Below are 24,088 nucleotides of genomic sequence, written 5' to 3'. Positions count from 1 at the left end.
TTTGTCTTTATCCGGCAACCGCTGCGCACATCCGGGCGACATGCATCAGAAATCGACGACCTTGCCGTCCGAAATCGTTACGCGCCGATCCATGCGGCCGGCGAGTTCGTGGTTGTGGGTGGCGATAAGGGCGGCGAGGCCGGACTGGCGCACCAACGCCTCCAGCGCGTCAAAGACGTAGCTTGCGGTGTCTGGATCGAGATTGCCGGTCGGCTCGTCGGCCAGAAGCAGGGTCGGCGCATTGGCGACGGCGCGGGCGATCGCAACGCGCTGCTGCTCGCCGCCGGATAGTTCGGCCGGACGATGCGAGCCGCGATGGCCGATGCGCATGTAATCGAGAAGCTGGCCGGCTCGCTCGCTGGCCTCCTTCCAGGACAGCCCGGCGATCAGCTGCGGCATCATGATATTCTCAAGGGCGGAAAATTCCGGCAGCAGGTGGTGGAACTGGTAGACGAAGCCGATTTCGCGGCGACGGATCGCCGTCCGCTTGCCGTCGGGAAGGCCGTCACAGGCATGGCCGTTGATCGTGACTTCCCCGCCATCGGGATGCTCAAGCAGGCCGGCGACATGCAGCAGCGTCGATTTGCCGGTGCCGGAGGGGGCGACAAGGGCCACGATCTCGCCTTTCGACAGCGAGAAATCCGCGCCTTTCAGGATCGAGAGCAGCGTATCGCCCTGCCCGTAATGGCGCTCGACGCCGGTAAGCTTGAGAACGACGTTGCGTTTCATGAAGGCGGCATTCCTTATTCGTAGCGCAGGGCCTGCACCGGATCGAGCCTGGAGGCGCGCCAGGCCGGGAAGATGGTCGCGATGAAGGAGAGCGTCAGTGCCATGACGACGATCGAGATCGTTTCGCTGAGATCCATCTCCGCCGGCAGCTGGCTGAGGAAATAGACCTGCGGATTGAAGATTATTTCACCCGAGATCCACGAGAAAAACTGACGGATGGATTCGATGTTGACGCAGACGAGCACGCCGAGCAGCACGCCGGCAATGGTGCCGACGATACCGATGGCCGCCCCGGTCATGAAGAAGATGCGCATGATCGCGCCGGCACTGGCGCCCATGGTGCGCAGGATGGCGATATCGCTGCCCTTGTCCTTCACCAGCATGATGAGGCCGGAGATGATGTTCAGCGCCGCCACCAGCACGATCAGCGTCAGGATCATGAACATGACGTTGCGCTCGACCTGCAGCGCCGAAAAGAAGGTCTGGTTGCGCTGGCGCCAGTCGGTCAGGTTGATCTGGCGGCCTGCCGCCTCCTCGACCTTGGATCTCAGCGCGTCGATATCGTCGGGGTGATCGACGAAGAGCTCGATCGACTGCACCAGTCCCTCGGCATTGAAAAAGAGCTGCGATTCCTCCAGCGGCATGAAGATGATCGAGGAATCATATTCCGACATGCCGATCTCGAAGAGGCCGGAAATCTTGTAGGACTTGACGCGTGGGCTGACGCCCATCGGCGTAATGTCACCGTCCGGCGACGTCAGGGTGATGAGGTCGCCGACGCTCAGGCCGAGCTGGGTGGCCATGCCGGTACCGATCAGCACGCCCTGGCCGGAGGCAAAACCGACCATGTCGCCGGATTTGATGTTGCCGGAGATCGTCTTGAGCTTGGTCAGGTCCTCGGCGCGGGCGCCGCGCACCAGCGCGCCGGTGCTACCGCCGGCCTGGGCGGAGGCGAGCACCTGGCCTTCCACCAAAGGCAGCGCCATCTTCACTCCCGGTACGGCAGCCAGCCGGCTGGTAAGGTCGGTATAATCGGTGAACGGGCCATCGGACGGCTGGACGATCATATGGCCGTTGATGCCGAGGATGCGCGAGACGAGCTCGGTCCGGAAGCCGTTCATGACCGCCATGACGATGATCAGCGTCGCAACGCCGAGCATGATGCCGACGAAGGAGAATCCGGCGATGACCGAGATGAAGGCTTCCTTGCGCCGGGCGCGCAGATAGCGCCAGGCGACGAGACGTTCGAAGGTGGAAAATGGCTTGCCAGCCGGACCCAAACCGGATGTTGAACTCCGGTCCACTGCTGCCTCTGCCATTTCGCCTCCGTTTCCTTAAGCCACGAACCTGTTGATCGCCGCTTCGATGGTCATCGTTTCGCGGGCGCCGGTCTTGCGGTCCTTCACTTCGACCTCGCCGTTGGCGACCGCGCGCGGGCCGGCGATGATCTGGACGGGTACGCCGATCAGATCGGCGGTCGCGAATTTCGTGCCGGCCCGGTCGTCGGTATCGTCGTAGAGCACGTCCTTGCCGGCCTTGGTCAGCGCCGCATAGATCAGCTCGCAAGTATCGTCGCAGGCCTGATCGCCCGCCTTCATGTTGATCACCACGACATCGAAGGGCGCGACCGAGGCCGGCCAGATGATTCCGTTGTCGTCATGCGATGCTTCGATGATGGCGGGAACAAGGCGTGTCGGGCCGATACCGTAAGAACCCATGTGGACGAAGTGTTCCTTGCCATCGGGCCCCTGCACTTTCGCGCCCATCGGCTCGGAATATTTCGTGCCGAAATAGAAGATATGGCCGACCTCGATGCCGCGCGCCGAAAGACGCTCGCCTTCCGGAACGACGTTGAAAGCCGCCTCGTCGTGCATTTCCGAAGTCGCCGCATAGAGCGAGGTCCACTTGTCGAAGATCGCCTTCAGGCCCTCGACGCTGTCGAAATCGGTGTTCTCACCGGGAATATCGAAGCCAACGAAGTCCTTATGGCAGAACACCTCGGATTCGCCGGTATCGGCGAGGATGATGAATTCATGGCTGAGATTGCCGCCGATCGGGCCGGTGTCGGCGCGCATCGGAATGGCGCGCAGGCCGAGCCGATCGAAGGTTCTGAGATAGGCGGCGAACATCTTGTTATAGGAATGCTCCGCCCCTTCGCGCGTCAGATCGAAGGAATAGGCATCCTTCATCATGAATTCGCGCGAGCGCATGGTGCCAAAGCGCGGACGGATCTCGTCGCGGAACTTCAACTGGATGTGATAGAGATTGAGTGGCAGGTCCTTGTAGGACTTGACCGAGGAACGGAAGATATCCGTCACCATCTCCTCATTGGTGGGGCCATAGAGCATCGGCCGTTCCTGACGGTCCTTGATGCGCAGCATCTCCTTGCCGTAGGCGTCGTAACGGCCGCTTTCCTGCCAGAGTTCGGCCGATTGCAGGGTCGGCATCGAAAGCTCGATGGCGCCGGCGCGGTTCTGCTCCTCGCGGATAATGGCGTTGACCTTGTCGAGCACGCGTTTGCCGAGCGGCAGCCAGGAATAGATGCCCTGCGACTGCTGGCGGATCATGCCGGCGCGCAGCATCAACCGGTGGGAGACGATTTCCGCCTCCTTGGGGTTTTCCTTGAGGATGGGCATGAAATAACGGGACAGACGCATGGCGGATTCCGAAGCAGTTGAGATCCCGCGGAGCACGGAATCGAAGGTATATTGTGAATGTGGGAGCGTTCATAGCCGCTTCGCGGCGGGAAGGAAACCCGCAACTGCTGTCGCCTGCCTCCCGGATACGCATGTTCCCGCCCGCAAAATGAAAGGGCATGAAAAAGCGCGTGTTTATAAGGACTTGAACGAAAATCTTGTCAACAGAAATATTTTGCTAGAGTGTAGCAAAAATGCAAAAAAAGCTAATGACAAAGCCCAATGTTTGAGCTAGCTTTAGCTCACAAAACAGGCAGGAAGCTAAATTCTTGCCGAATTCGCGGTCAAGTCTTGGGAGGATCAGATCTTAGGCGCGCTCGTCGCAGCCCCGGCAACGGTTACAGATCACGCGATACTTAAAACAAGGCTTTTAGCCTTGTTTTTTTTTGGCTTTTCGGCTTCCCATCCCATTCACGATCCGGCTGGCTTGCGTAACGGAAACCTCTCATTCCGTTGGGCGAGCTCTTTGCCGCAACAGCATGACGCCGGTATGACGAAGCTGATTTCCCATTGAATTTTACATCTGCCCAAAGTTTGAGCAAAAGCTACCATCAATAGAAGCTAGGCCCGAGTTGTGGAAGGGCGTCGAAGCCCCAGCCGAAATAGGTGTCGCAGACATACCAGAGGCCATAAATCAGAGCCGAGATCAGCGTCGTCAGCGAAAAGACGAAGGCGGCGCGAAAGCGGGTGGGCGCGCTTGGAACGGTGCCCAGCACGATATCGTCGTCTTCCGCCTGGGTGCGCAGGCCGATTGGCAGAACAGCAAAAAGCGTCATCCACCAGATGATGAAGTAGACGGCGAATCCCTGAAGGAAGGTCTGAAGCATTATGGTTCCCAGTGACATCCTGCCGACAGAACGCGACCGCTCTGTCGTTTCGAGTAGGCGTTCTTATACGGCGGAATGGCGGCCAACTCAAAGCGAACGATACATTTCGCCGTCCTCGGGTCACTCTGCCGCAGCGAGACCCGTCGATTGACGTTGAACTCAGGCCTGTTCGAGTTCGATGAGGGTGCCGAAGAAATCCTTGGGGTGCAGAAAGAGCACCGGCTTGCCATGTGCGCCGGTCTTCGGCTGACCGTCGCCCAGCACCCGCGCCCCCGCCTCGATCAGACGGTCCCGGGCGCCGACGATATCGTCCACCTCATAGCAGATATGGTGCATGCCGCCGGACGGGTTCTTGTCGAGGAAGGCTGCGATCGGCGAGGCTTCCCCAAGCGGTTCCAGCAGTTCGACCTTGGTGTTCGGCAATTCGACAAAGACCACGGTGACGCCGTGTTCCCGCAGCGTCTGCGGCTGCGACACGGCAGCGCCCAGCGTGTCGCGATAGGCGGCCGCCGCCGACGTCAGGTCGGGGACGGCGATGGCGATATGGTTTACCCGGCCGAGCATGATCAGACCTTGGTGACGAAGGCGGTAACGACGGGCTTCTTGCCCCAGCTCTGGTTGGCAGCGGCGCGGATGGCGCGGCGAACGGCCTCCTGCAGCATGTCCAGATCCTTGCGGCGGGCCCGCGGAATGCTTTCGATGGCGCTGATCGCCGCGTCGAAGAGCGTATCCTCCATCTCATCGCCCTCCTCGTCATAAACAGGCAGGCCGATCGAGACGAGATCGGGATCGCCTACGATATCATAACGCGCGTCGAGCACGATGCTGACAGCGACATGGCCGACATAGGAGAGTTTCTTGCGCTCGCCGATCCCCATCTCGTCGAAATCGCCGATCAGCATGCCGTCCTTGTAGATACGGCCGTGCGGCGCTTCGCCGATCACCTCGACCGGACCGGGCGCCAGCCGCAGGATATCGCCGTTGCGCACCCGCGGGACGATCGAAATGCCGGATTGCTCGGCAAGCTCCTTGTGCGCCGTCAGATGCGTCGCCTCGCCATGCACCGGCACGACGATCTTCGGCCGCGTCCACTCGTACATGCGCTGCAACTCGTTGCGGCGCGGATGGCCGGAAACATGGACGAGCGCCTCGGTATCGGTGATGATGTGCACGCCCTGCTCGACGAGGCCGTTCTTGATGTCCTGGATCGCCTTCTCGTTGCCGGGAATGGCACGCGAGGAAAAGACGACGATATCGCCTGCCGCAAAGGCTACATTGCGCATTTCGTCGCGGGAGAGTTTGGCAAGGGCTGCCCGCGCTTCGCCCTGGCTGCCGGTCAGGATGACGACGACCTTGTCGCGCGGGATATAGCCGTATTCCTCCTCGGAGATGAAGGGCTTCACGCCCTCCATCAGGCCGATATCCTGAGCGACGTCGACGACCCGCTTCAGCGAACTGCCGAGCAGTAGCACTTCGCGGCCGGCCGCCTCGGCAGCCTCGGCGACGGTGCGGATGCGGCCGACATTCGACGAGAAGGTGGTGATCGCCACCCGGCCTTCAGCATCTTCGATGATCTTGCGCAGGCTTTCCGAGACATCCTTTTCGGAGGGCGAAACACCGTCGCGCAGCGCATTGGTGGAATCGCACATCAGGGCCAGCACGCCCTCGTCGCCGAGCTGACGGAACCGCGTCTCATCGGTCAGGGGGCCGAGCGAGGGCTCGTGGTCGATCTTCCAGTCACCGGTGTGGATCACGTTGCCGGCCGGCGTGCGGATCATCAGCGACATCGGCTCGGGGATCGAATGGTTGACGGCCACACCTTCGATGCTGAAGGGGCCGACATTGATCGTGTCGCCTGCCTTGAACGGCGTCACCGGCACTTCGCCGATCCTCGCCTTCTCGAAATTGCGCTTGGCTTCGAGCAGACCTGACGTAAAGGCCGAGGCGAAGACCGGCACGTTGAGACCGGGCCAGAGATCGGCAAGCGCGCCATAATGGTCTTCATGGGCATGGGTGATGATGATCGCCTTGAGGTTCTTGCGTTCATTGGCAAGGAAGCGGATGTCCGGCAGGACGAGGTCGACGCCCGGCAGATCCGGGCCGGGAAAGGTGACGCCGCAATCGACCATGATCCACTGGCGATGCTCGGGCGGGCCGTAGCCGTAAAGAGCGAGATTCATGCCGATCTCGCCAACGCCGCCCAGAGGCAGGAATACCAATTCGTCCTGTTTCGCCATAATTTTCGTTTTTTCCGCTATCCAAAAAACACATCACCTGCGGCAATGGGCATGATCCTGCCAGCGCCGATATCGAGCATCAACAAGCCATTATCATCAATTCCGGCGAATTGGCCGGAAATCGATCGGTCCGGTAAATTCACGGTGATCTTTTCGCCGATGCCACAGGCAATGGTGCGCCAGCGCCCCGTGATCTCGGCAATGCCGCGGCCCTGGTCCCATTGATCGAGCACATCCGCCATCGCCGCGAAGAGATGGGCGAAGAGCTCCTCCGGCGAAGCCGCGCTGGCATGCTGACGCAGACAGGTGACGGGATAGAGCGGATTGTCCGGCATGACCGAGACATTGATGCCGATGCCGACGATCAGCGCATAACGGCCGTCCGGCAACCGTTCGCCCTCGACGAGGATGCCGCAGGTCTTCTTTCGACCGATGAGAATATCGTTCGGCCATTTGACCTCGAGCGATTCGGCGCCCGGCGGCAGCACCTGGCGGATCGCCTGGTGCACGGCGACGGCAACCGCCAGCGGCAGCGAGCCGAGGCGCTCCATCGGCGCCGGGTCGATCAACAGAAGGGAAGCGTAGAGATTGCCGCGTTCGGACACCCAGAGGCGACCACGGCGGCCGCGGCCGCCGGTCTGCCTCTCGGCCGTCACCCAGAGATTTCCGGGATCCCCCGCCCGCGCCCGGGCGAGGCATTCGCTATTGGTGGACGATGTTTCCGACAGCGCCTCGTGCCTGAAATCGCCGAGCGATATCCGGCGCCGTCTGTCGGAAACCATTAAAACAGCGTCGCGGCGGCAAGCTCTGCCGCGCCGCCGATCGGCCCGCCGATCAGCACATAGGCGGTGACGAAGAGACCGGAGAGACCGAAGACCAGGCGCAGGGCGCCGGAAACCCGGGCGAATTCGCCGGTCGCCTCATCGAACCACATCAGCTTGATGACGCGCAGGTAATAATAGGCGCCGACGACCGAGGCGAGAACGCCGATGATGGCCAGCGCATAAAGCTTGGCTTCGATCGCCGCGACGAAGACGAAATACTTGGCGAAGAAACCGGCGAGCGGCGGAATGCCGGCAAGCGAGAACATCAGCGCCGTCAGCACCACGGCCATGAACGGGTTGGTCGTGGAAAGACCGGCGAGATCATAGACGTCTTCGACGACGGTGCCGTCCTTGCGGCGCATCGACATGATGATCGCAAAGCTGCCAAGCGTCATGACCATGTAGATGACCATGTAAAGCATGACGCCGGAAACACCGGTCTGGTTGCCAGCAGCCAGGCCGACCAGCGCGTAGCCCATGTGGCCGATCGAGGAATAGGCCATCAGCCGTTTGATGTTCTTCTGGCCGATCGCCGCAAACGAGCCGAGCAGCATCGAAGCGATCGAGATGAAGACGACGACCTGCTGCCAGTCGGCGAGAACCGGCTGGAAGGCGGTGATGACGATGCGGGTCATCATCGCCATGGCGGCGACCTTGGGGGCTGCGGCCAGGAAGGCGGTGACCGGCGTCGGCGCGCCTTCATAGACGTCGGGGGTCCACATGTGGAAGGGAACGGCGGAGATCTTGAAGGCAATGCCGGCGAGGATGAACACCAGGCCGAAGACGAGGCCGAGCGACCGTGCGCCCTCGACCGACAGCGCCTGGGCGATTTCGGCGAAATGGGTATGGCCGGTGAAGCCATAGACCAGCGACATGCCGTAGAGCAGCATGCCGGAGGAAAGCGCGCCGAGGACGAAATATTTCAGGCCGGCTTCGGTCGACTTCAGGCTGTCGCGGTTGATTGCGGCGACGACATAGAGCGCCAGCGACTGCAGTTCCAGCGCCAGATAGAGCGAGATCAAGTCGTTGGCCGAGATCATCAGCAGGATGCCGAGGGTCGCGAGCACCAGCAGAACCGGGAACTCGAACTTGTCGAGCTGGTTTTCGCGGGCGTGGCCCATCGTCATGAACAGGGCGACCAGCGAGCCGATGAGCGCCACCAGCTTCATGAAGCGGGAGAAGCCGTCGGCCATGTAGACGCCGCCATAGGCAAGGCCTTCGGCCGGCACGAAGAGCAGCCACAGGCCGGAAGCCAGCAGCAGCACGATGGCGAGGCCGGTGACGACGAGGCCCGACCGCTCGCCTGAGAAGACGCCGACCATCAACAGGACCAGGGCGCCGACCGCGAGGATCAGCTCCGGCACGGAAAGATGCAGACTGAGGAGGATTGTTTCAGCGGTCATGTCCGATAAGTCCCGTCATCAATTCATAGACAGCGCAATATTCTGCGCTGCGTGCACGGCGGCCGTGTAGTTGTTGACCAGCAGATCCACCGAGGCGGCCGTGGCATCGAAGACCGGAGCCGGGTAAACGCCGAAGAAGATGGTCAGAGCGACCAGCGGGTAGAGGATCAGCTGTTCGCGCGGCGAAAGATCGAGCAGCGCCTTCAGCTTTTCCTTCTCCAGCGCGCCGAAGATCACCCGGCGATAGAGCCAGAGCGCATAGGCGGCCGAGAGAATGACGCCGGTGGCGGCAAAGAGTGCGACCCAGGTGTTGACCCGGAAGACGCCGATCAGCGTCAGGAACTCGCCGATGAAGCCCGAGGTACCGGGAAGCCCGACATTGGCCATGGTGAAGACCATCATGGCTACGGCATATTTCGGCATGTTGTTGACGAGACCGCCATAGGCATTGATCTCGCGGGTATGGGTACGGTCATAGACAACGCCGACACAGAGGAAGAGCGCGCCCGAGACGATGCCGTGCGACAGCATCTGGAAGATCGAACCCTGAACGCCCTGCATGTTGGCGGCGAAGATGCCCATGGTCACATAGCCCATGTGCGCCACCGAGGAATAGGCGATCAGCTTCTTGATATCGTCCTGCATCATCGCCACCAGCGAGGTGTAGATGATGGCGATGACCGACAGCGCGAAGACCAACGGCGCGAAATAATCGGACGCCACCGGGAACATGCCGAGCGAGAAGCGGATGAGACCGTAGCCGCCGAGCTTCAGCAGGACGCCGGCCAGGATCACCGAACCTGCTGTCGGCGCTTGAACGTGCGCATCCGGAAGCCAGGTATGAACCGGCCACATCGGCATCTTCACCGCAAAGGAGGCGAAGAAGGCAAGCCAGAGCCAGGTCTGGAGCGCCGGCGGGAACTTGTAGGCGAGCAGCGCGGTAATGTCCGTTGTGCCGGCCTGCCAGTACATTGCCATGATGGCGAGCAGCATCAGCACCGAGCCGAGCAGCGTATAGAGGAAGAACTTGTAGCTCGCATAGACGCGGTCCTTGCCACCCCAGACGCCGATGATCAGGTACATCGGAATGAGGCCCGCCTCGAAGAAGACGTAGAAGAGCACGATATCGAGCGAGACGAAGACGCCGATCATCATCGTTTCCAGGATGAGGAAGGCGATCATGTATTCCTTCAGGCGCTTCTCGATCGAGAGCCAGCTCGCCAGCACGCAGAAGGGCATGAGGAAGGTCGACAGGATGACGAACAGCATCGAGATGCCGTCAACGCCGACGTGGTAACCGATGCCGGTCCCGAGCCAGTCAAACTTCTGTTCCATCTGGAAGCCCGGATTGGCATTGTCGAAGCCGATCCAGATGACGAGCGAGACGATGAAGGTGAAGACGGTGGTGATCAGCGAGATTCCCAGCACGTTCTTGCGGCCGCTCTCGCTCTCGCCGTTCATCAGCAGCAGGAGCACCACGCCGGCGAGCGGCAGGAAGGTGACCGTTGAAAGAATAGGCCAATCGGTCATCAGAAGGAACTCCCGAGCATCATCCAGGTAACGAGCGCCGCAATGCCGATCAGCATGGCGAAGGCATAGTGATAGAGGTAACCGGTCTGCAGGCGGACGACGCGGTCGGTGACGGCGACGACGCGGGCGGCGACGCCGTTCGGGCCGTAGGTGTCGATGACGCCGACATCACCCTTCTTCCATAGGAAGCGGCCAAGCGCCCTGGCCGTGCGGACGAAGAGGAAGTCGTAGAGTTCGTCGAAGTACCACTTGTTCAAGAGGAAGTGGTAGAGCACCCGGTGCTGCTTGGCGAGGACGCGCGGCGTCTGCGGCGAACGGATATACATGTACCAGGCGGTGACGAAACCGAGCACCATGGCGATGAAGGGGCTCAGGCCCACGAGCGCCGGCACGTGGTGGAACTGTTCAACGAGTTCATTCTCGGCGCCGGTAAAGAGCGCGCCCTTCCAGAACTCGGCATATTCCTCACCGTAGAACCGACCTTCGAAGATCACGCCAGCAAACATCGCGCCAAACGCAAGAAGATAGAGCGGCACCAGCATGACCTGCGGCGATTCGTGGACGTGATGCATGACCTCATGCGAAGCGCGTGGCTTGCCGAAGAAGGTCATGAAGATCAGGCGCCAGGAATAGAAGCTGGTGAAGAGCGCAGCGATGACCAGCAGCGAGAAGGCAAAGCCTGCGACCGGCGAATGCGATGCATAGGTCGCCTCGATGATCACGTCCTTGGAGAAGAAGCCGGCAAAGCCGATCGGCGTGAAGGGAATGCCGACGCCGGTGATCGCCAGCGTGCCGATGATCATCATCCAGAACGTCACCTGGATGTGCGGCCGCAGGCCACCCATGTAGCGCATGTCCTGCTCGCCATCGACGGCGTGGATGACCGATCCGGCGCAGAGGAAGAGCAGCGCCTTGAAGAAGGCATGCGTGAACAGGTGGAAGATTGCCGCGCCATAGGCCCCTACCCCGAGCGCCACGAACATGTAGCCGAGCTGCGAGCAGGTGGAATAGGCGATGACGCGCTTGATGTCGTTCTGCACCAGGCCGACGGTCGCCGCGAAGAAGGCGGTGATCGCGCCGATCACGGTGACGACGGTCAGTGCATCCGGCGACAGTTCGAACAGCGGCGACATGCGGGCGACGAGAAAGACGCCGGCGGTGACCATGGTGGCGGCATGGATGAGGGCCGAGACCGGGGTCGGGCCTTCCATGGCATCCGGCAGCCAGGTGTGCAGCAGGAACTGCGCCGACTTGCCCATCGCGCCCATGAAGAGCAGCAGGCAGACGCCGGTCAGCGCATGCGCCTTGTCGAGCTGCATGCCGAAGAGGTTGAGGATCACTTCTCCCGCCTCGCCGCCGCCTTCATGCGGAGCGAAATTCGAGGCATTGGCGAAGATCGTGTCGAGATTGATCGCGCCGAACAGCACGAAGACACCGGCAATACCGAGCACGAAACCGAAGTCGCCGACGCGGTTGACGATGAAGGCCTTCATCGCCGCAGCCGTCGCCGACGGCTTCTTGAACCAGAAGCCGATCAGCAGATAGGAGGCCAGACCGACGCCTTCCCAACCGAAGAACATCTGCGCCAGGTTGTCGGCCGTCACCAGCATCAGCATGGCGAAGGTGAAGAGCGAGAGATAGGCAAAGAAGCGCGGGCGATGCGGATCGGTATGCATGTAACCGATCGAATAGACGTGAACCAGCATCGAGACCGTGTTGACGACGATCAGCATGACCGAGGTCAGCGTATCCACCCGCAGCGACCAGGAGACATCGATGCCGCCGGACTGAATCCAGCGCAGCACCTCGACCTTAATCGGGCCGCCTTCAGCGTGGCCCATGCCAACGGTGAAGAAGACGTACCAGGATAGGATGGCGGCGATGATCATCAGGCCGCTGGTGACATATTCTGAAGCTTTGGCGCCGATGGCGCGGCCGAACAGGCCGGCGACGATCGCACCGATCAAGGGAAGAAAGACGATAGCCTTATAGAGGAACATGAGCCACTCAGCCCTTCATCATATTGACGTCTTCGACCGCGATCGAGCCGCGGTTGCGGTAGAAGACAACGAGAATTGCAAGACCGATCGCCGCCTCGGCAGCCGCCACCGTCAGGATGAACAGCGCAAAGACCTGTCCGACGATGTCGTTCAGGAAGGAGGAGAAGGCGACCATGTTGATGTTGACGGCAAGCAGGATCAGTTCGACCGACATCAGGATGACGATGACGTTCTTGCGGTTCAGGAAGATGCCGAAGACGCCGAGCGTGAAGAGGATGGCGCTGACCGTCAGGTAGTGGGAAAGACCGATGACCATGTTCTTTGTTCCTTGACCTGCCTTTAGACGCCCTGCCCGGGCTTGACCGAAACCACCTCGACGGCGGTGGCGGGCGTGCGGGCAACCTGCCTGGGGATATTCTGCCGCTTGATGTTGGTGCGGTGCCGGAGCGTCAGCACGATCGCGCCGATCATCGCGACCAGCAGAACCAGACCGGCGATCTGGAAGAAGTAGACGTAATTGGTGTAGAGCACGTCGCCGAGGGCGGCCGTATTGGTGCGCTCCGTCAGCGCCGGGATCGGCATGGCGACGGTCTTGGCGATCTCAGGCGAGATGACGCTGCCGCCGATGACGACGATCAGCTCGGCTGCGAGAATGATCCCGATCAGCCCGCCGATCGGCGCATATTCGAGAACCCCTGCCCTCAATTCGGTGAAGTCGATATCGAGCATCATCACCACGAAGAGGAAGAGGACGGCGACGGCGCCGACATAGACGACCAGCAGGATCATCGCCAGGAATTCGGCGCCGAGCAGCAGGAAAAGGCCGGCCGCGTTGAAGAACACCAGGATCAGGAACAGAACCGAGTGAACCGGGTTCTTCGCCCAGATGACCATGAACGCCGACGCCACCGCGACAAAGGCGAAAAGATAGAAAAATAGAGCCTGCAGACCCATGTTGGTGCCTTTTTCATCTTCCCCCGGGCAGCCGGGAGTTTTTCTGCCCGATAGAGCCTTGCGCGGCTGACCGGCAAAGCTCCTGTGCATATTGACCGCGACCGGAGCAGCGAAGCTCCCTTGCGGCATGTCTAAACCCAATCAGCGGTACGGCGAGTCGATCGCGATATTGCGGGCGATTTCGCGCTCCCACCGGTCTCCGTTATCGAGAAGGCGCGCCTTGTCGAAATAGAGCTCTTCGCGGGTTTCCGTCGCAAATTCGAAATTCGGACCCTCGACGATCGCGTCAACAGGGCAGGCTTCCTGGCAGAAGCCGCAATAGATGCACTTCACCATGTCGATGTCGTAGCGCACGGTGCGGCGCGTGCCGTCGTTGCGGCGCGGACCAGCCTCGATTGTGATGGCCTGGGCAGGACAGATCGCCTCGCAGAGTTTGCAGGCAATGCAGCGTTCCTCGCCGTTCGGATAGCGGCGCAACGCATGCTCGCCGCGGAAACGCGGAGAGACCGGGCCCTTCTCGAAGGGGTAATTGATGGTCGCCTTCTGGCGGAAGAAATAGCGCATCGACAGAAAGAACGCGCCAAAGAATTCCTTGAGGAACAGCGAGTTGATGGAGCTGGACAAGCTTGCCATCTTCAACCTCCAATTTTGCCGGAAACGAGAACGGGCGTCATCAAGCCCATCCCATCAGTTTCAGCACGAATGCAACGATGATGACCATGGCGAGCGACAGCGGCAGGAAGACCTTCCAGCCGAGACGCATGAGCTGGTCGTAGCGGTAGCGCGGCACGAAGGCCTTGACCATCGCGAACATGAAGAACACCAGGCAAGCCTTCAGGGTGAACCAGATGATGCCGGGAACCCAGTTGAGGATCCAGATATCGACCGGAGGCAGCCAGCCGCCCAGGAAGAGGATCGTCGTCAGCGCGCACATCAGGCAGACGGCCGCATATTCGCCGAGCATGAACATCATGTATGGCGAGGAGCCGTATTCGACCATGAAGCCGGCGACCAGTTCCGATTCGGCCTCCGGAAGGTCGAACGGCGGACGGTTGGTCTCGGCGAGCGCCGAAATGAAGAAGACGATGAACATCGGGAAAAGCGACAGCCAGTGCCAGTCGAGGAACGAGGCCGGCAGGCCGAGCATCGTGCCGAGGCCGGTGTGCTGTGCATTGACGATATCGGTCAGGTTCAGCGAACCGACGCAGAGCAGCACGGTGACGATGACGAAGCCGATCGAGACTTCGTAGGAGACCATCTGTGCCGCCGAGCGCAAGGCGCCCAGGAACGGATACTTCGAGTTCGAAGCCCAGCCGCCCATGATGATGCCGTAGACCTCGAGCGAGGAGATGGCGAAGATGTAGAGGATACCGACATTGATGTTGGCGATCACCCATCCGTCGGCGAGCGGCACCACCGCCCAGGTGGACAGCGCCAGCAGCACCGTCACCAGCGGGGCAAGCAGGAAGACCGCCTTGTTGGCGCCGGCCGGAATGATCGGCTCCTTGAAGACGAACTTCAGAAGGTCGGCGAAGGACTGGAACAGGCCGAAGGGACCGACGACGTTCGGGCCGCGGCGCAGCTGCACGGCCGCCCAGATCTTGCGGTCGGCGAGCAGCACATAGGCGATGAAAACGAGAAGGCAGACCAGAAGCAGCAGCGACTGACCGATCATGATGATTGCCGGCAAGGCATAGGTCGAAAAGAAAGAATCCATGGTCCCCTGCCCTTACTCTGCCGCGACTTTGAAGTTGTTGCGGGCCAATGCCGAGCACTCGGCCATGACAGCCGAGGCCCGCGCTATCGGGTTCGTCAAATAGAAGTCTTTGACCGGCGACGCAAACCCTGACTTGTTCATCTTGCCGGCTTTTTTCGCAACTGCGGCAATTTGGGCGCTATCGGTTTCGGCGATCTCGTCGATGGCGGCGAAATGCGGGAAAGCGGCGTAGAGCCGGCCACGCAGTTCGCTCAGCGAATCGAAGGGAAGCTTCTTGCCGAGCACGTCCGAAAGGGCGCGGATAATTGCCCAGTCCTCACGGGCATCACCCGGTGCAAAGCCGGCGCGGCTGCCCATCTGGACGCGGCCTTCGGTGTTGACCCAGGTGCCGGACTTTTCGGTATAGGCTGCGGCTGGCAGGATGACGTCAGCATGATGGGCGCCGTTATCACCATGCGAACCGATATAGACGGTCAGCCCCGCCTTCTTGGCGGTGAAGTCGAGTTCGTCGGCGCCGAGCAGGAAGAGCACGTCCATCGACGTTAGCATTTCAGCGGCGTTGACGCCCTTGGCACCCGGCACGAAACCGAGGTCGAGGCCGCCGACGCGCGAGGCCGCAGTATGAAGGACGGCAAAGCCGTTCCAGCCTTCGACGACCGCGCCGACCGAACCGGCAAGCTTGGCGGCGCTGGCAAGGACGCCGGCGCCGTCAGTGCGCGACAACGCACCCTGGCCGATGATGATCATCGGCTTGGCGGCATTCTTCAGGACGTCGGCAAAAGCGTGGGTGCCATCGACCAGATCCTTCAGCGTGTCGGGACCGGCGCCGAGATAATCATAGCTGTAACGCAGTTCGCCCGGCTCGCCGATGACGCCGATCGGAAACTTGCCGCGGCGCCAGCGCTTGCGGATGCGGGCATTGAGGATGGCCGCCTCGAAGCGCGGATTGGCGCCGATGATCAGCAGCGCGTCGGCCTGGTCGATGCCTGCAATGGTCGGGTTGAAAAGGTAGCTTGCGCGGCCGAGCGACGGATCGAGTGCCGTCCCATCCTGGCGACAGTCGAGGTTGTCCGATCCGAGCGACTTCACCAGTTCGGAGAGCGCATACATTTCCTCGACGGAGGCAAGATCGCCAGCGATCGCGCCAATCTTGTCGCCCGAGGTGGCCCCGACGGCAGCCTTGATGGCGCCGAAGGCCTCGGCCCAGCTCGCCGGCTGCAGGCGGCCGCCGCGCCGGACATAGGGCCGGTCGAGGCGCTGGGTCTTCAGGCCGTCCCAGATGAAGCGGCTCTTGTCGGAAATCCACTCCTCGTTGATCGCCTCGTTGACGCGCGGCAGGATGCGCATGACTTCGCGGCCGCGGGTATCGACGCGGATCGCCGAACCGACGGCATCCATGACGTCGATCGATTCGGTCTTGTTCAGTTCCCAGGGGCGCGCCGTGAAGGCGAAGGGCTTGGAGGTGAGCGCGCCGACCGGGCAAAGGTCGACGACGTTGCCCTGCAGTTCGGAGGTCATCGCCTGTTCGAGATAGGTGGTGATCTCGGCGTCTTCGCCGCGGCCGATCAGGCCGAGTTCGGAAATGCCGGCGACCTCGGTGGTGAAGCGAACGCAGCGCGTGCAGTGGATGCAGCGGTTCATCACCGTCTTGACGAGCGGGCCGATATACTTGTCCTCGACGGCACGCTTGTCTTCCTGGTAGCGCGAGGTATCGATGCCGAAGGCCATCGCCTGGTCCTGCAGGTCGCATTCGCCGCCCTGGTCGCAGATCGGGCAATCGAGCGGATGGTTGATCAGCAGGAATTCCATCACGCCTTCGCGGGCCTTCTTGACCATCGGCGTATTGGTGAAGACCTCGGGCAGTTCGCCGTTCGGGCCGCCGCGGATATCGCGCACGCTCATGGCGCAGGAAGCCTGCGGCTTCGGCGGGCCGCCCTTCACTTCGACAAGGCACATGCGGCAATTGCCGGCAACCGACAGCCGCTCATGGAAGCAGAAGCGCGGAACCTCGGCGCCGGCGTCTTCGCACGCCTGCAACAGCGTGAAATGATCCGGAACTTCGATCTCGTTGCCGTCAATCTTCAGTTTTGCCATCGTCGCTCAGTCCTGTTTCCCGTTTGCCTGAAGACGGCAAACAAACCTATTTTTGCAACAGTCTCATTGCCAAGCCGGATCTTTCGTCCTGCTGGCAGCTGATGTCGCCCAAATTCTCTATCGCGCGTTCCAGATCCGGAACCGCACCGGCATCTGCAGCGTGAGGCCCCCGCCCCTGCGCCGATCTGCCCTTCTTTCCGGCCGATTGATCCGGCCGGACATTTCATTTCCTTCTGCGGCCCCGCCCTGCCAGAATTTTCGCCTGGCCGGTCCAGTCGTCGCGGCCGATGCGGCCGTTGAAACCGAGCTCGGCCTCCAGCCGGGCGATGTCCTCGTCGCTCCAGCCGGCGATCTCGGCAAAGCTGCGAACGCCCTTGGCGTTCAGCACCTGCTCGAGCTTCGGGCCGATGCCGGCGATCAGCTTGAGATCATCGGCCTTTGCAGTCCGCGCCGCCGGTTTTGCTTTCACGACCGGTTTTGGCTGGCTTGCCGGCGCCGGCGCGCTTGCCTGGATCGGCGCACTGGCGGGCTTGACCACCGTCAGTCTCGGCCCGGCCTTCTTCTCGAAAACCGGCTTCTCCGCAACGGGCTTGGCGAAAGCCTTGACCGTCGGGCGGATATTTTCCGGCCGGATATCGACTTCCGGCGCCGGTTCCTCCGGCGGCGTGTCGTCGAGAGCGGCAGCAAGCTTGCCGGTGGTTTCCAGAGCGCTCTGGAAGGCTCCGAAAAAGGCGCCTGCCATCTGCGTCGAGAAGCCGAAACCGATCGCCGTTGCAGCAGCAAAGGCTGCGGCGGGATGCGCCATCAACGGATGCACCGGCATTGCCTGTGCGTTTTCCAGCATCTCGGCGGCAAGACGGCCGAAGCCGGCCGCGAAATCGGCAGTCTCTTCCTTCTTCCCACTCTTGGATGCCTTGTCCGTCATGATTATTCAGCCGCCTCCAGAACCGCGCCGTGGTCGAGCGCGCTGGCCGTATACTGGTCGATGCGCTTTTCGATCTCGGGGCGGAAGTTACGGATCAGACCCTGCACCGGCCATGCGGCGGCGTCGCCGAGCGCGCAGATGGTGTGGCCTTCGATCTGCTTGGTCACCTGGAACAGCATGTCGATTTCGCGCTTCTGGGCATTGCCCTTGGCCATGCGTTCCATCACCCGCCACATCCAGCCGGTGCCTTCGCGGCACGGCGTGCACTGGCCGCAGCTCTCGTGCTTGAAAAAGGCGGAGATGCGGGCGATCGCTTTGATGACGTCGGTGGACTTGTCCATGACGATCGCAGCGGCCGTTCCGAAAGATGAGCCGACGCCGCGCAGGCCGTCGAAATCCATCGGGCAATCAATGATGTCCTTGGCCGGAACGATCGGGCATGATGCGCCGCCCGGAATGACGGCGAGAAGATTGTCCCAGCCGCCGCGGATGCCGCCTGCATGGCGGTCTACCAGTTCGCGGAAGGTAATGCCCATTTCCTCTTCGACCGTGCACGGCTTGTTGACGTGGCCGGAGAGCATGAACAGCTTGGTGCCGACATTGTTCGGGCGGCCGATGGACGAGAACCAGCCGGCGCCGCGGCGCAGGATCGTCGGCGCCACAGCGATCGATTCGACGTTATTAACCGTCGTCGGGCAGCCGTAGAGACCCATATTGGCCGGGAACGGCGGCTTCAGGCGCGGCTGGCCCTTCTTGCCTTCGAGGCTTTCGAGCAGCGCGGTCTCCTCGCCGCAGATGTAGGCGCCGGCGCCGTGATGGACGTAGATGTCCATGTCCCAGCCGAGCTTGTTGTTCTTGCCGAGCAGGCCATAGTCATAACATTCGTCGATCGCCGCCTGCAGCGCCTCGCGCTCGCGGATATATTCGCCGCGCACATAGATGTAGGCGGCATTGGCGCCCATGGCGAAACTCGCGACGACGCAGCCTTCGACCAGCGTATGCGGATCGTGGCGCATGATGTCGCGGTCCTTGCAGGTGCCGGGCTCGGATTCGTCGGCATTGACGACGAGATAATGCGGGCGGCCGTCGCTTTCCTTCGGCATGAAGGACCATTTGAGACCGGTGGGGAAACCGGCGCCGCCGCGGCCGCGCAGGCCCGAAGCCTTCATCTCGTTGATGATCCAGTCACGGCCCTTTTCGAGGATCTGCTTGGTGCCGTCCCAGTGGCCGCGGCTCATCGCGCCCTTCAGGGACTTGTCCTTGAGGCCGTAGATATTGGTAAAGATGCGGTCTTTATCTTGTAACATGCTTCACCTCTTACCGCGGCTTCTTGCCGAAGACCTTGATATATTCCGCTTCGCCGCCCTTGGCGAGCGCCTTGGCCTGCTTGACCCAGTCGTCGCGCTCGATGCGGCCGCGGAAGTTCAGGTAGCCGTCGACCCATTCGCGTTCGGCCTTCTTCCAGCTTGCGACCTGCGCGAAGGTGAAGATGCCGATTTCGTTCAGCGTCGCCTCGATCTTCGGACCGACGCCGGAGATCATCTTCAGATCATCCGGGGCGGCGGGCTTTTCGATGCCGGCCGGGCGGTTCTTGTCGGTCAGGCTGGGCTTCGCCGCCGCGGCTTCGGCCTTGACGGCCGGGGCCGGCTCGGCAGCCGCGGTGCCGGAAACCGGCTGTTCCTGAGCTGCCTTGGCGTTCTTCGCCGCAGCCTTCGGCGCCGTTGCCGGCGTCTTCAGAGCCGCATTGGTCTCGGCATCGGTGCTCTTCGGGCGGGCGGCCTCGGAGGGCGGAACCGGAGCGGCGTCAACCGGAGCCGATACGCCTTCTGCATCAGCCTTCTTGGCGCGTGTCCTTGCCTTCGGCTCTTCCGTCGTCAGCGAGGTCGGGCCTCCTTCCGGCGCGGAGAATATGCGGTCGATCTGGGTGCCCGGCTTGATGCTCGCGCCATTGCCGGCGGCGAAGGTATCGATGATCTCTTCGAGACGCGCGGGCGTCAGATCCTCATAGGTGTCCTTGCCGATCATCACCATCGGGGCGTTGACGCAGGCGCCAAGACATTCGACCTCTTCCCACGACAGCGTGCCTTCGGCGTTGCGCTCGAAGGGATGGGCATGGATCTTGCTCTTGCAGACCGACATCAGCGCTTCCGAGCCGCGCAGCATGCAGGGCGTCGTGCCGCAGACCTGCACATGGGCGCGGGTGCCGACGGGATGCAGCTGGAACTGCGTATAGAAGGTCGCGACCTCGAGCACCCTTATATAGGCCATGTCGAGCATGTCGGCGATCTTTTCGATCGCCGCGCGCGTGACCCAGCCGTCCTGCTCCTGCGCCCGCATCAACAGCGGAATGACCGCCGACTGCTGGCGGCCGGCGGGGTATTTCTGGATCGTCTTGTCCGCCCAGACCGCATTTTCATCGCTGAAAGCGAATGCGGCAGGCTGAAATTGATCTTCGGCTAATCGACGAACGGACATTCTTCCTCACGCCTTGTCAGTTTAGGGTTCCACACCGCGAAGCGGTCAAAGACTGCATTTCGCAGGCATAGGCCGACTGGTCTTTCTGCATAAATACGACGAATTTGCTGCCATTCGGGATGGCAGCCTTGATCTGATAGCCCTTGGACAAAAGCTCGCCCATGGACGCTTGCGCCGCCGGCGGCGTCACTTCCTTGTGGCCCAACGGCGTGCCGAGGGTGTCGGCCTCCTGGGCCGAAACCCCGGATGCCGCAAGAAGGAGAGCGACGGCAAGCGGCAGACGCTGCATCAGCGGTCTACCTCGCCGAAGACGATGTCGAGCGAGCCGAGCACGGCTGCGACGTCGGCAAGCTGGTGGCCGCGGCATATAAAGTCCATCGCCTGCAGATGCGCGTAACCGGGGGCGCGGATCTTGCAGCGATACGGCTTGTTGGAGCCATCGGAGACGAGATAGACGCCGAATTCGCCCTTCGGCGCTTCGACGGCGGCGTACACTTCGCCGGCCGGCACGTGATAGCCTTCGGTATAAAGCTTGAAGTGGTGAATCAGCGCTTCCATCGAGCGCTTCATCTCGCCGCGCTTCGGCGGCACGACCTTGCCGTCGATCGACGAGAAAGGACCGGTCTTGGCATCAGACAGCAGGCGATTGACGCACTGCTTCATGATACGCACCGATTGGCGCATCTCGATCATGCGGATCAGGTAGCGGTCGTAGTTGTCGCCGTTCTTGCCGATTGGAATGTCGAATTCGAGATCGGAATAACATTCGTAAGGCTGGGCGCGACGCAGATCCCAGGCAGCGCCCGAACCGCGCACCATGACGCCAGAGAAGCCCCAGGCCCAGCAATCTTCCAGCGAGACGACGCCGATATCGACGTTGCGCTGCTTGAAGATGCGGTTGCCGGTCAACAGGTTGTCGATGTCGTCGAGCGCCTTGAGGAAAGGATCGCACCAGTCGCCGATATCCTGCACGAGCTTTTCCGGCAGGTCCTGGTGGACGCCGCCGGGACGAACGTAGGCGGCATGCATGCGCGAACCGCTGGCGCGTTCGTAGAACACCATCAGCTTTTCACGCTCCTCGAAGCCCCAGAGCGGCGGCGTCAGCGCGCCGACGTCCATGGCCTGCGTCGTGACGTTCAAGAGATGCGACAGGATGCGGCCGATTTCAGAATAAAGCACGCGGATCAGCTGGCCGCGGATCGGGATCTCGATGCCGAGCAGCCTTTCAACAGCCAGCGCATAGGCATGCTCCTGGTTCATCGGCGCGACGTAATCGAGACGATCGAAATAGGGCACCGCCTGAAGATAGGTTTTGGTCTCGATCAGCTTCTCGGTGCCGCGATGCAGCAGTCCGATATGCGGATCAACCCGCTCCACAATTTCGCCGTCAAGCTCCAGGACAAGACGAAGAACGCCGTGCGCCGCCGGATGCTGCGGTCCGAAATTGATGTTGAAGTTGCGGACGTTATGTTCGGTCATGGCGATGGGCTCGCGTTCTCAGATAACCAGTGAGTGGCAGGCACAAGCCCACCAGCCGCCTTGAATTTATTGCTTCGCTTTTTCATCGCCAGGGAGAACATATTCTGTTCCCTCCCAAGGCGACATGAAGTCGAAGTTGCGGAATTCCTGCTTCAGTTCTACCGGCTCGTAAACGACGCGCTTGGCCGCATCGTCGTAGCGGACTTCGACGAAACCAGTGGTCGGGAAGTCCTTGCGCAGCGGGTGACCTTCGAAACCGTAATCGGTCAGGATGCGGCGCAGATCAGGATGACCGGTGAAGAGCACGCCGTACATGTCCCAGGTCTCGCGCTCGAACCAGTCGGCGCCGGGATAAAGGCCGCAAGCCGACGGCACGGGCGTGTCTTCGTCGGTTGCGACCTTGACGCGGATGCGCAGGTTTCTCTTCGGCGACAGCAAGTGATAGACGACGTCGAAGCGCAGCTCGCGCTGTGGCCAGTCGACACCGCAAATATCGATCAGATTGACGAAACCGCATTTGGCGTCGTCACGCAGGAAGGTCAGAAGCGGGATCAGGTTTTCACCCGTCGCGGTCAGCGTCAGCTCGCCATACTTCAACTGCGATGCGGCGATCAGGTTGCCGCGCGCTTCGCCAAGGTAGGACGCAAGCTCAGTCAGGGCTTCACTCATATGCCTTGTCCTTAACCCTTAGCGTTCGATCGTGCCGGTGCGTCGGATCTTCTTCTGCAGCAGAAGCACGCCATAGAGCAGTGCTTCCGCCGTGGGGGGACAGCCCGGCACGTAGATATCGATCGGCACGACGCGGTCGCAGCCGCGCACCACGGAATAGGAATAGTGATAGTAGCCACCGCCATTGGCGCAGGAGCCCATCGAGATGACGTAGCGCGGCTCGGGCATCTGGTCGTAGACCTTGCGCAGAGCGGGCGCCATCTTGTTGGTCAGCGTGCCGGCGACGATCATCACGTCGGACTGGCGCGGCGAGGCGCGCGGCGCAAAGCCAAAGCGCTCGACGTCGTAACGCGGCATCGACAGCTGCATCATCTCGACGGCGCAGCAGGCAAGGCCGAAGGTCATCCACATCAGCGAGCCGGTGCGGGCCCAGTTGATCAACTCGTCGGTCGAGGTGACGAGGAAACCCTTGTCGGCGAGCTCGTTGTTGATCTCGCCGAAGAATGCGTCATTGCTGCCGATCGGATTGCCGGTCGAGGGATCAATGATCCCCTTCGGCTGCTGGGCGACGAGCGGCTGATTGCTCACAGGGGTCACTCCCATTCCAGGGCTCCCTTCTTCCATTCATAGATAAAGCCGATGGTCAGCACGAGGAGGAAGACCATCATGGACCAGAAGCCGAACCAGCCGATGGCGCCGAAGGAAACGGCCCAGGGGAAGAGGAAGGCGACTTCGAGGTCGAAGATGATGAAGAGGATCGACACGAGATAGAAGCGGATGTCGAACTTCATGCGGGCGTCGTCGAAAGCGTTGAAGCCGCATTCGTAAGCCGAGAGCTTTTCCGAATCGGGCGCTTTGAAAGCCACGGCGAACGGCGCAATGAGCAGCGCCAGGCCGATAACAAGCGCGATACCAATGAAGATAGCGATCGGAATATAGGAACTGAGCAGTTCAGTCATCATGTTCATCCTTGCTTGCCGGAGGCGCCAGGCGGCGCATTTGGGCAATTGCCCGGCAAGCGAACGTGCGTTGCAACAAGCCGTGGTTAGCGCAGCCGAAGCCCCGGCGCAAGACTTTTACAGAGGCAATTCGACGCGTCGCGCGCGGACATTATCAAGCAGATGCAACGATGTCGCGACAAATCCGCAGAAGCTGATTCAAGCTGCATGCCTGACCCCTGGAAACTGCATGGCTTTCGGAAGAGAATGGCGCGAGTGACGGGGCTCGAACCCGCGACCTCCGGCGTGACAGGCCGGCACTCTAACCGACTGAGCTACACCCGCGCATAGTGGACGGAAGAACCGGATAGCGGCGATTTGACGCCTCTTTTGAAATGGCGCGAGTGACGGGGCTCGAACCCGCGACCTCCGGCGTGACAGGCCGGCACTCTAACCGACTGAGCTACACCCGCACTTCATTTCAAGCAATCCGGATGCCTTCGCACCCTTACCAAAACGGCTGCCCGTTTCGATGAGCGGCTAACTACGGGGTTCGCCTTTTAGTGTCAAGCAGGTTTGGAGACAAAACCA

At 61.4% G+C, this 24,088-nt stretch carries 23 protein-coding genes and 2 tRNA genes; all 25 read right to left on the bottom strand.

Annotation, left to right across the window (positions count from 1 at the left end; genetic code table 11):
- Positions 1 to 45: 45 nt before the first annotated feature.
- Positions 46 to 729: an ABC transporter ATP-binding protein gene (locus EFD56_RS18295; protein ID WP_004668408.1), complete on the bottom strand. Its 684-nt coding sequence runs from the start codon at positions 727 to 729 to the stop codon at positions 46 to 48.
- 14 nt (positions 730 to 743) lie between these two features.
- Positions 744 to 2,048, bottom strand: a complete 1,305-nt coding sequence (locus tag EFD56_RS18290; protein WP_037138121.1) for a lipoprotein-releasing ABC transporter permease subunit — start codon at positions 2,046 to 2,048, stop codon at positions 744 to 746.
- 15 nt (positions 2,049 to 2,063) lie between these two features.
- On the bottom strand, positions 2,064 to 3,386 hold the full coding sequence (gene proS, locus EFD56_RS18285; protein WP_085742241.1) for a proline--tRNA ligase: 1,323 nt from the start codon (positions 3,384 to 3,386) through the stop codon (positions 2,064 to 2,066).
- 590 nt (positions 3,387 to 3,976) lie between these two features.
- Positions 3,977 to 4,252: a DUF1467 family protein gene (locus EFD56_RS18280; RefSeq protein WP_029531512.1), complete on the bottom strand. Its 276-nt coding sequence runs from the start codon at positions 4,250 to 4,252 to the stop codon at positions 3,977 to 3,979.
- A 159-nt stretch (positions 4,253 to 4,411) separates the two neighbouring features.
- Positions 4,412 to 4,816: a methylmalonyl-CoA epimerase gene (gene mce / locus EFD56_RS18275; RefSeq protein ID WP_085742240.1), complete on the bottom strand. Its 405-nt coding sequence runs from the start codon at positions 4,814 to 4,816 to the stop codon at positions 4,412 to 4,414.
- A gap of 2 nt (positions 4,817 to 4,818) precedes the next feature.
- Complete coding sequence (locus EFD56_RS18270) at positions 4,819 to 6,489, bottom strand: ribonuclease J (RefSeq protein WP_085742239.1); 1,671 nt, start codon at positions 6,487 to 6,489, stop codon at positions 4,819 to 4,821.
- A gap of 17 nt (positions 6,490 to 6,506) precedes the next feature.
- A complete protein-coding gene (locus EFD56_RS18265) occupies positions 6,507 to 7,271 on the bottom strand; it encodes a biotin--[acetyl-CoA-carboxylase] ligase (protein WP_085742238.1) in 765 nt (254 codons plus the stop codon).
- The gene (nuoN, locus tag EFD56_RS18260; protein ID WP_085742237.1) at positions 7,271 to 8,716 is read right to left on the bottom strand and encodes an NADH-quinone oxidoreductase subunit NuoN; all 1,446 of its coding nucleotides are present in this window, start codon (positions 8,714 to 8,716) and stop codon (positions 7,271 to 7,273) included. Before nuoN ends, EFD56_RS18265 begins: the two co-directional genes overlap by 1 nt.
- A gap of 18 nt (positions 8,717 to 8,734) precedes the next feature.
- Positions 8,735 to 10,246, bottom strand: a complete 1,512-nt coding sequence (locus tag EFD56_RS18255; RefSeq protein ID WP_126905944.1) for an NADH-quinone oxidoreductase subunit M — start codon at positions 10,244 to 10,246, stop codon at positions 8,735 to 8,737.
- On the bottom strand, positions 10,246 to 12,246 hold the full coding sequence (gene nuoL, locus EFD56_RS18250) for an NADH-quinone oxidoreductase subunit L (RefSeq protein WP_085742235.1): 2,001 nt from the start codon (positions 12,244 to 12,246) through the stop codon (positions 10,246 to 10,248). The genes EFD56_RS18255 and nuoL overlap by 1 nt, the downstream gene beginning before the upstream one ends.
- Before the next feature lie 7 nt (positions 12,247 to 12,253).
- Entirely contained in the window at positions 12,254 to 12,562 is a 309-nt protein-coding gene (gene nuoK / locus EFD56_RS18245) for an NADH-quinone oxidoreductase subunit NuoK (RefSeq protein ID WP_003587269.1), read from the bottom strand.
- A 23-nt stretch (positions 12,563 to 12,585) separates the two neighbouring features.
- Complete coding sequence (locus EFD56_RS18240; protein WP_037118533.1) at positions 12,586 to 13,200, bottom strand: NADH-quinone oxidoreductase subunit J; 615 nt, start codon at positions 13,198 to 13,200, stop codon at positions 12,586 to 12,588.
- Positions 13,201 to 13,341: 141 nt separating this feature from the next.
- The gene (gene nuoI / locus EFD56_RS18235; protein ID WP_004680064.1) at positions 13,342 to 13,833 is read right to left on the bottom strand and encodes an NADH-quinone oxidoreductase subunit NuoI; all 492 of its coding nucleotides are present in this window, start codon (positions 13,831 to 13,833) and stop codon (positions 13,342 to 13,344) included.
- Positions 13,834 to 13,873: 40 nt separating this feature from the next.
- Positions 13,874 to 14,917: an NADH-quinone oxidoreductase subunit NuoH gene (gene nuoH, locus EFD56_RS18230; RefSeq protein ID WP_085742233.1), complete on the bottom strand. Its 1,044-nt coding sequence runs from the start codon at positions 14,915 to 14,917 to the stop codon at positions 13,874 to 13,876.
- Between the two features lie 12 nt (positions 14,918 to 14,929).
- Positions 14,930 to 17,011, bottom strand: a complete 2,082-nt coding sequence (gene nuoG, locus EFD56_RS18225; protein ID WP_126905943.1) for an NADH-quinone oxidoreductase subunit NuoG — start codon at positions 17,009 to 17,011, stop codon at positions 14,930 to 14,932.
- Between the two features lie 223 nt (positions 17,012 to 17,234).
- Positions 17,235 to 17,936, bottom strand: a complete 702-nt coding sequence (locus EFD56_RS18220; RefSeq protein WP_085742231.1) for an NADH-quinone oxidoreductase subunit E — start codon at positions 17,934 to 17,936, stop codon at positions 17,235 to 17,237.
- Positions 17,937 to 17,938: 2 nt separating this feature from the next.
- Positions 17,939 to 19,243 carry an NADH-quinone oxidoreductase subunit NuoF gene (gene nuoF / locus EFD56_RS18215; RefSeq protein WP_126905942.1) on the bottom strand — a complete coding sequence of 435 codons (1,305 nt, stop codon included), beginning with the start codon at positions 19,241 to 19,243 and terminating at the stop codon, positions 17,939 to 17,941.
- A gap of 10 nt (positions 19,244 to 19,253) precedes the next feature.
- Positions 19,254 to 20,411 carry an NADH-quinone oxidoreductase subunit E gene (locus EFD56_RS18210; protein WP_126905941.1) on the bottom strand — a complete coding sequence of 386 codons (1,158 nt, stop codon included), beginning with the start codon at positions 20,409 to 20,411 and terminating at the stop codon, positions 19,254 to 19,256.
- A gap of 16 nt (positions 20,412 to 20,427) precedes the next feature.
- Positions 20,428 to 20,700, bottom strand: coding sequence for a hypothetical protein (locus tag EFD56_RS18205; RefSeq protein ID WP_004680054.1), 273 nt, complete (start codon positions 20,698 to 20,700; stop codon positions 20,428 to 20,430).
- Positions 20,700 to 21,890 (bottom strand): NADH-quinone oxidoreductase subunit D, encoded by a 1,191-nt coding sequence (locus EFD56_RS18200; RefSeq protein WP_126905940.1) that lies wholly within the window; start codon positions 21,888 to 21,890, stop codon positions 20,700 to 20,702. The genes EFD56_RS18205 and EFD56_RS18200 overlap by 1 nt, the downstream gene beginning before the upstream one ends.
- A gap of 66 nt (positions 21,891 to 21,956) precedes the next feature.
- The gene (locus EFD56_RS18195) at positions 21,957 to 22,559 is read right to left on the bottom strand and encodes an NADH-quinone oxidoreductase subunit C (protein WP_126905939.1); all 603 of its coding nucleotides are present in this window, start codon (positions 22,557 to 22,559) and stop codon (positions 21,957 to 21,959) included.
- 18 nt (positions 22,560 to 22,577) lie between these two features.
- Complete coding sequence (locus tag EFD56_RS18190) at positions 22,578 to 23,162, bottom strand: NuoB/complex I 20 kDa subunit family protein (RefSeq protein WP_126905938.1); 585 nt, start codon at positions 23,160 to 23,162, stop codon at positions 22,578 to 22,580.
- Positions 23,153 to 23,518: an NADH-quinone oxidoreductase subunit A gene (locus EFD56_RS18185; protein WP_008521906.1), complete on the bottom strand. Its 366-nt coding sequence runs from the start codon at positions 23,516 to 23,518 to the stop codon at positions 23,153 to 23,155. The genes EFD56_RS18190 and EFD56_RS18185 overlap by 10 nt, the downstream gene beginning before the upstream one ends.
- Before the next feature lie 247 nt (positions 23,519 to 23,765).
- Positions 23,766 to 23,842, bottom strand: a tRNA-Asp gene (locus EFD56_RS18180).
- A 51-nt stretch (positions 23,843 to 23,893) separates the two neighbouring features.
- A tRNA-Asp gene (locus EFD56_RS18175) sits at positions 23,894 to 23,970 on the bottom strand.
- Between the last annotated feature and the right edge of the window lie 118 nt (positions 23,971 to 24,088).

It is taken from the genome of Rhizobium phaseoli (genome assembly GCF_003985125.1).
In the GTDB taxonomy this organism is placed as follows: domain Bacteria; phylum Pseudomonadota; class Alphaproteobacteria; order Rhizobiales; family Rhizobiaceae; genus Rhizobium; species Rhizobium phaseoli.
The sequence above is the reverse complement of the archived record's forward strand: the minus strand, read 5'-3'. Positions and strand labels throughout refer to the sequence as shown.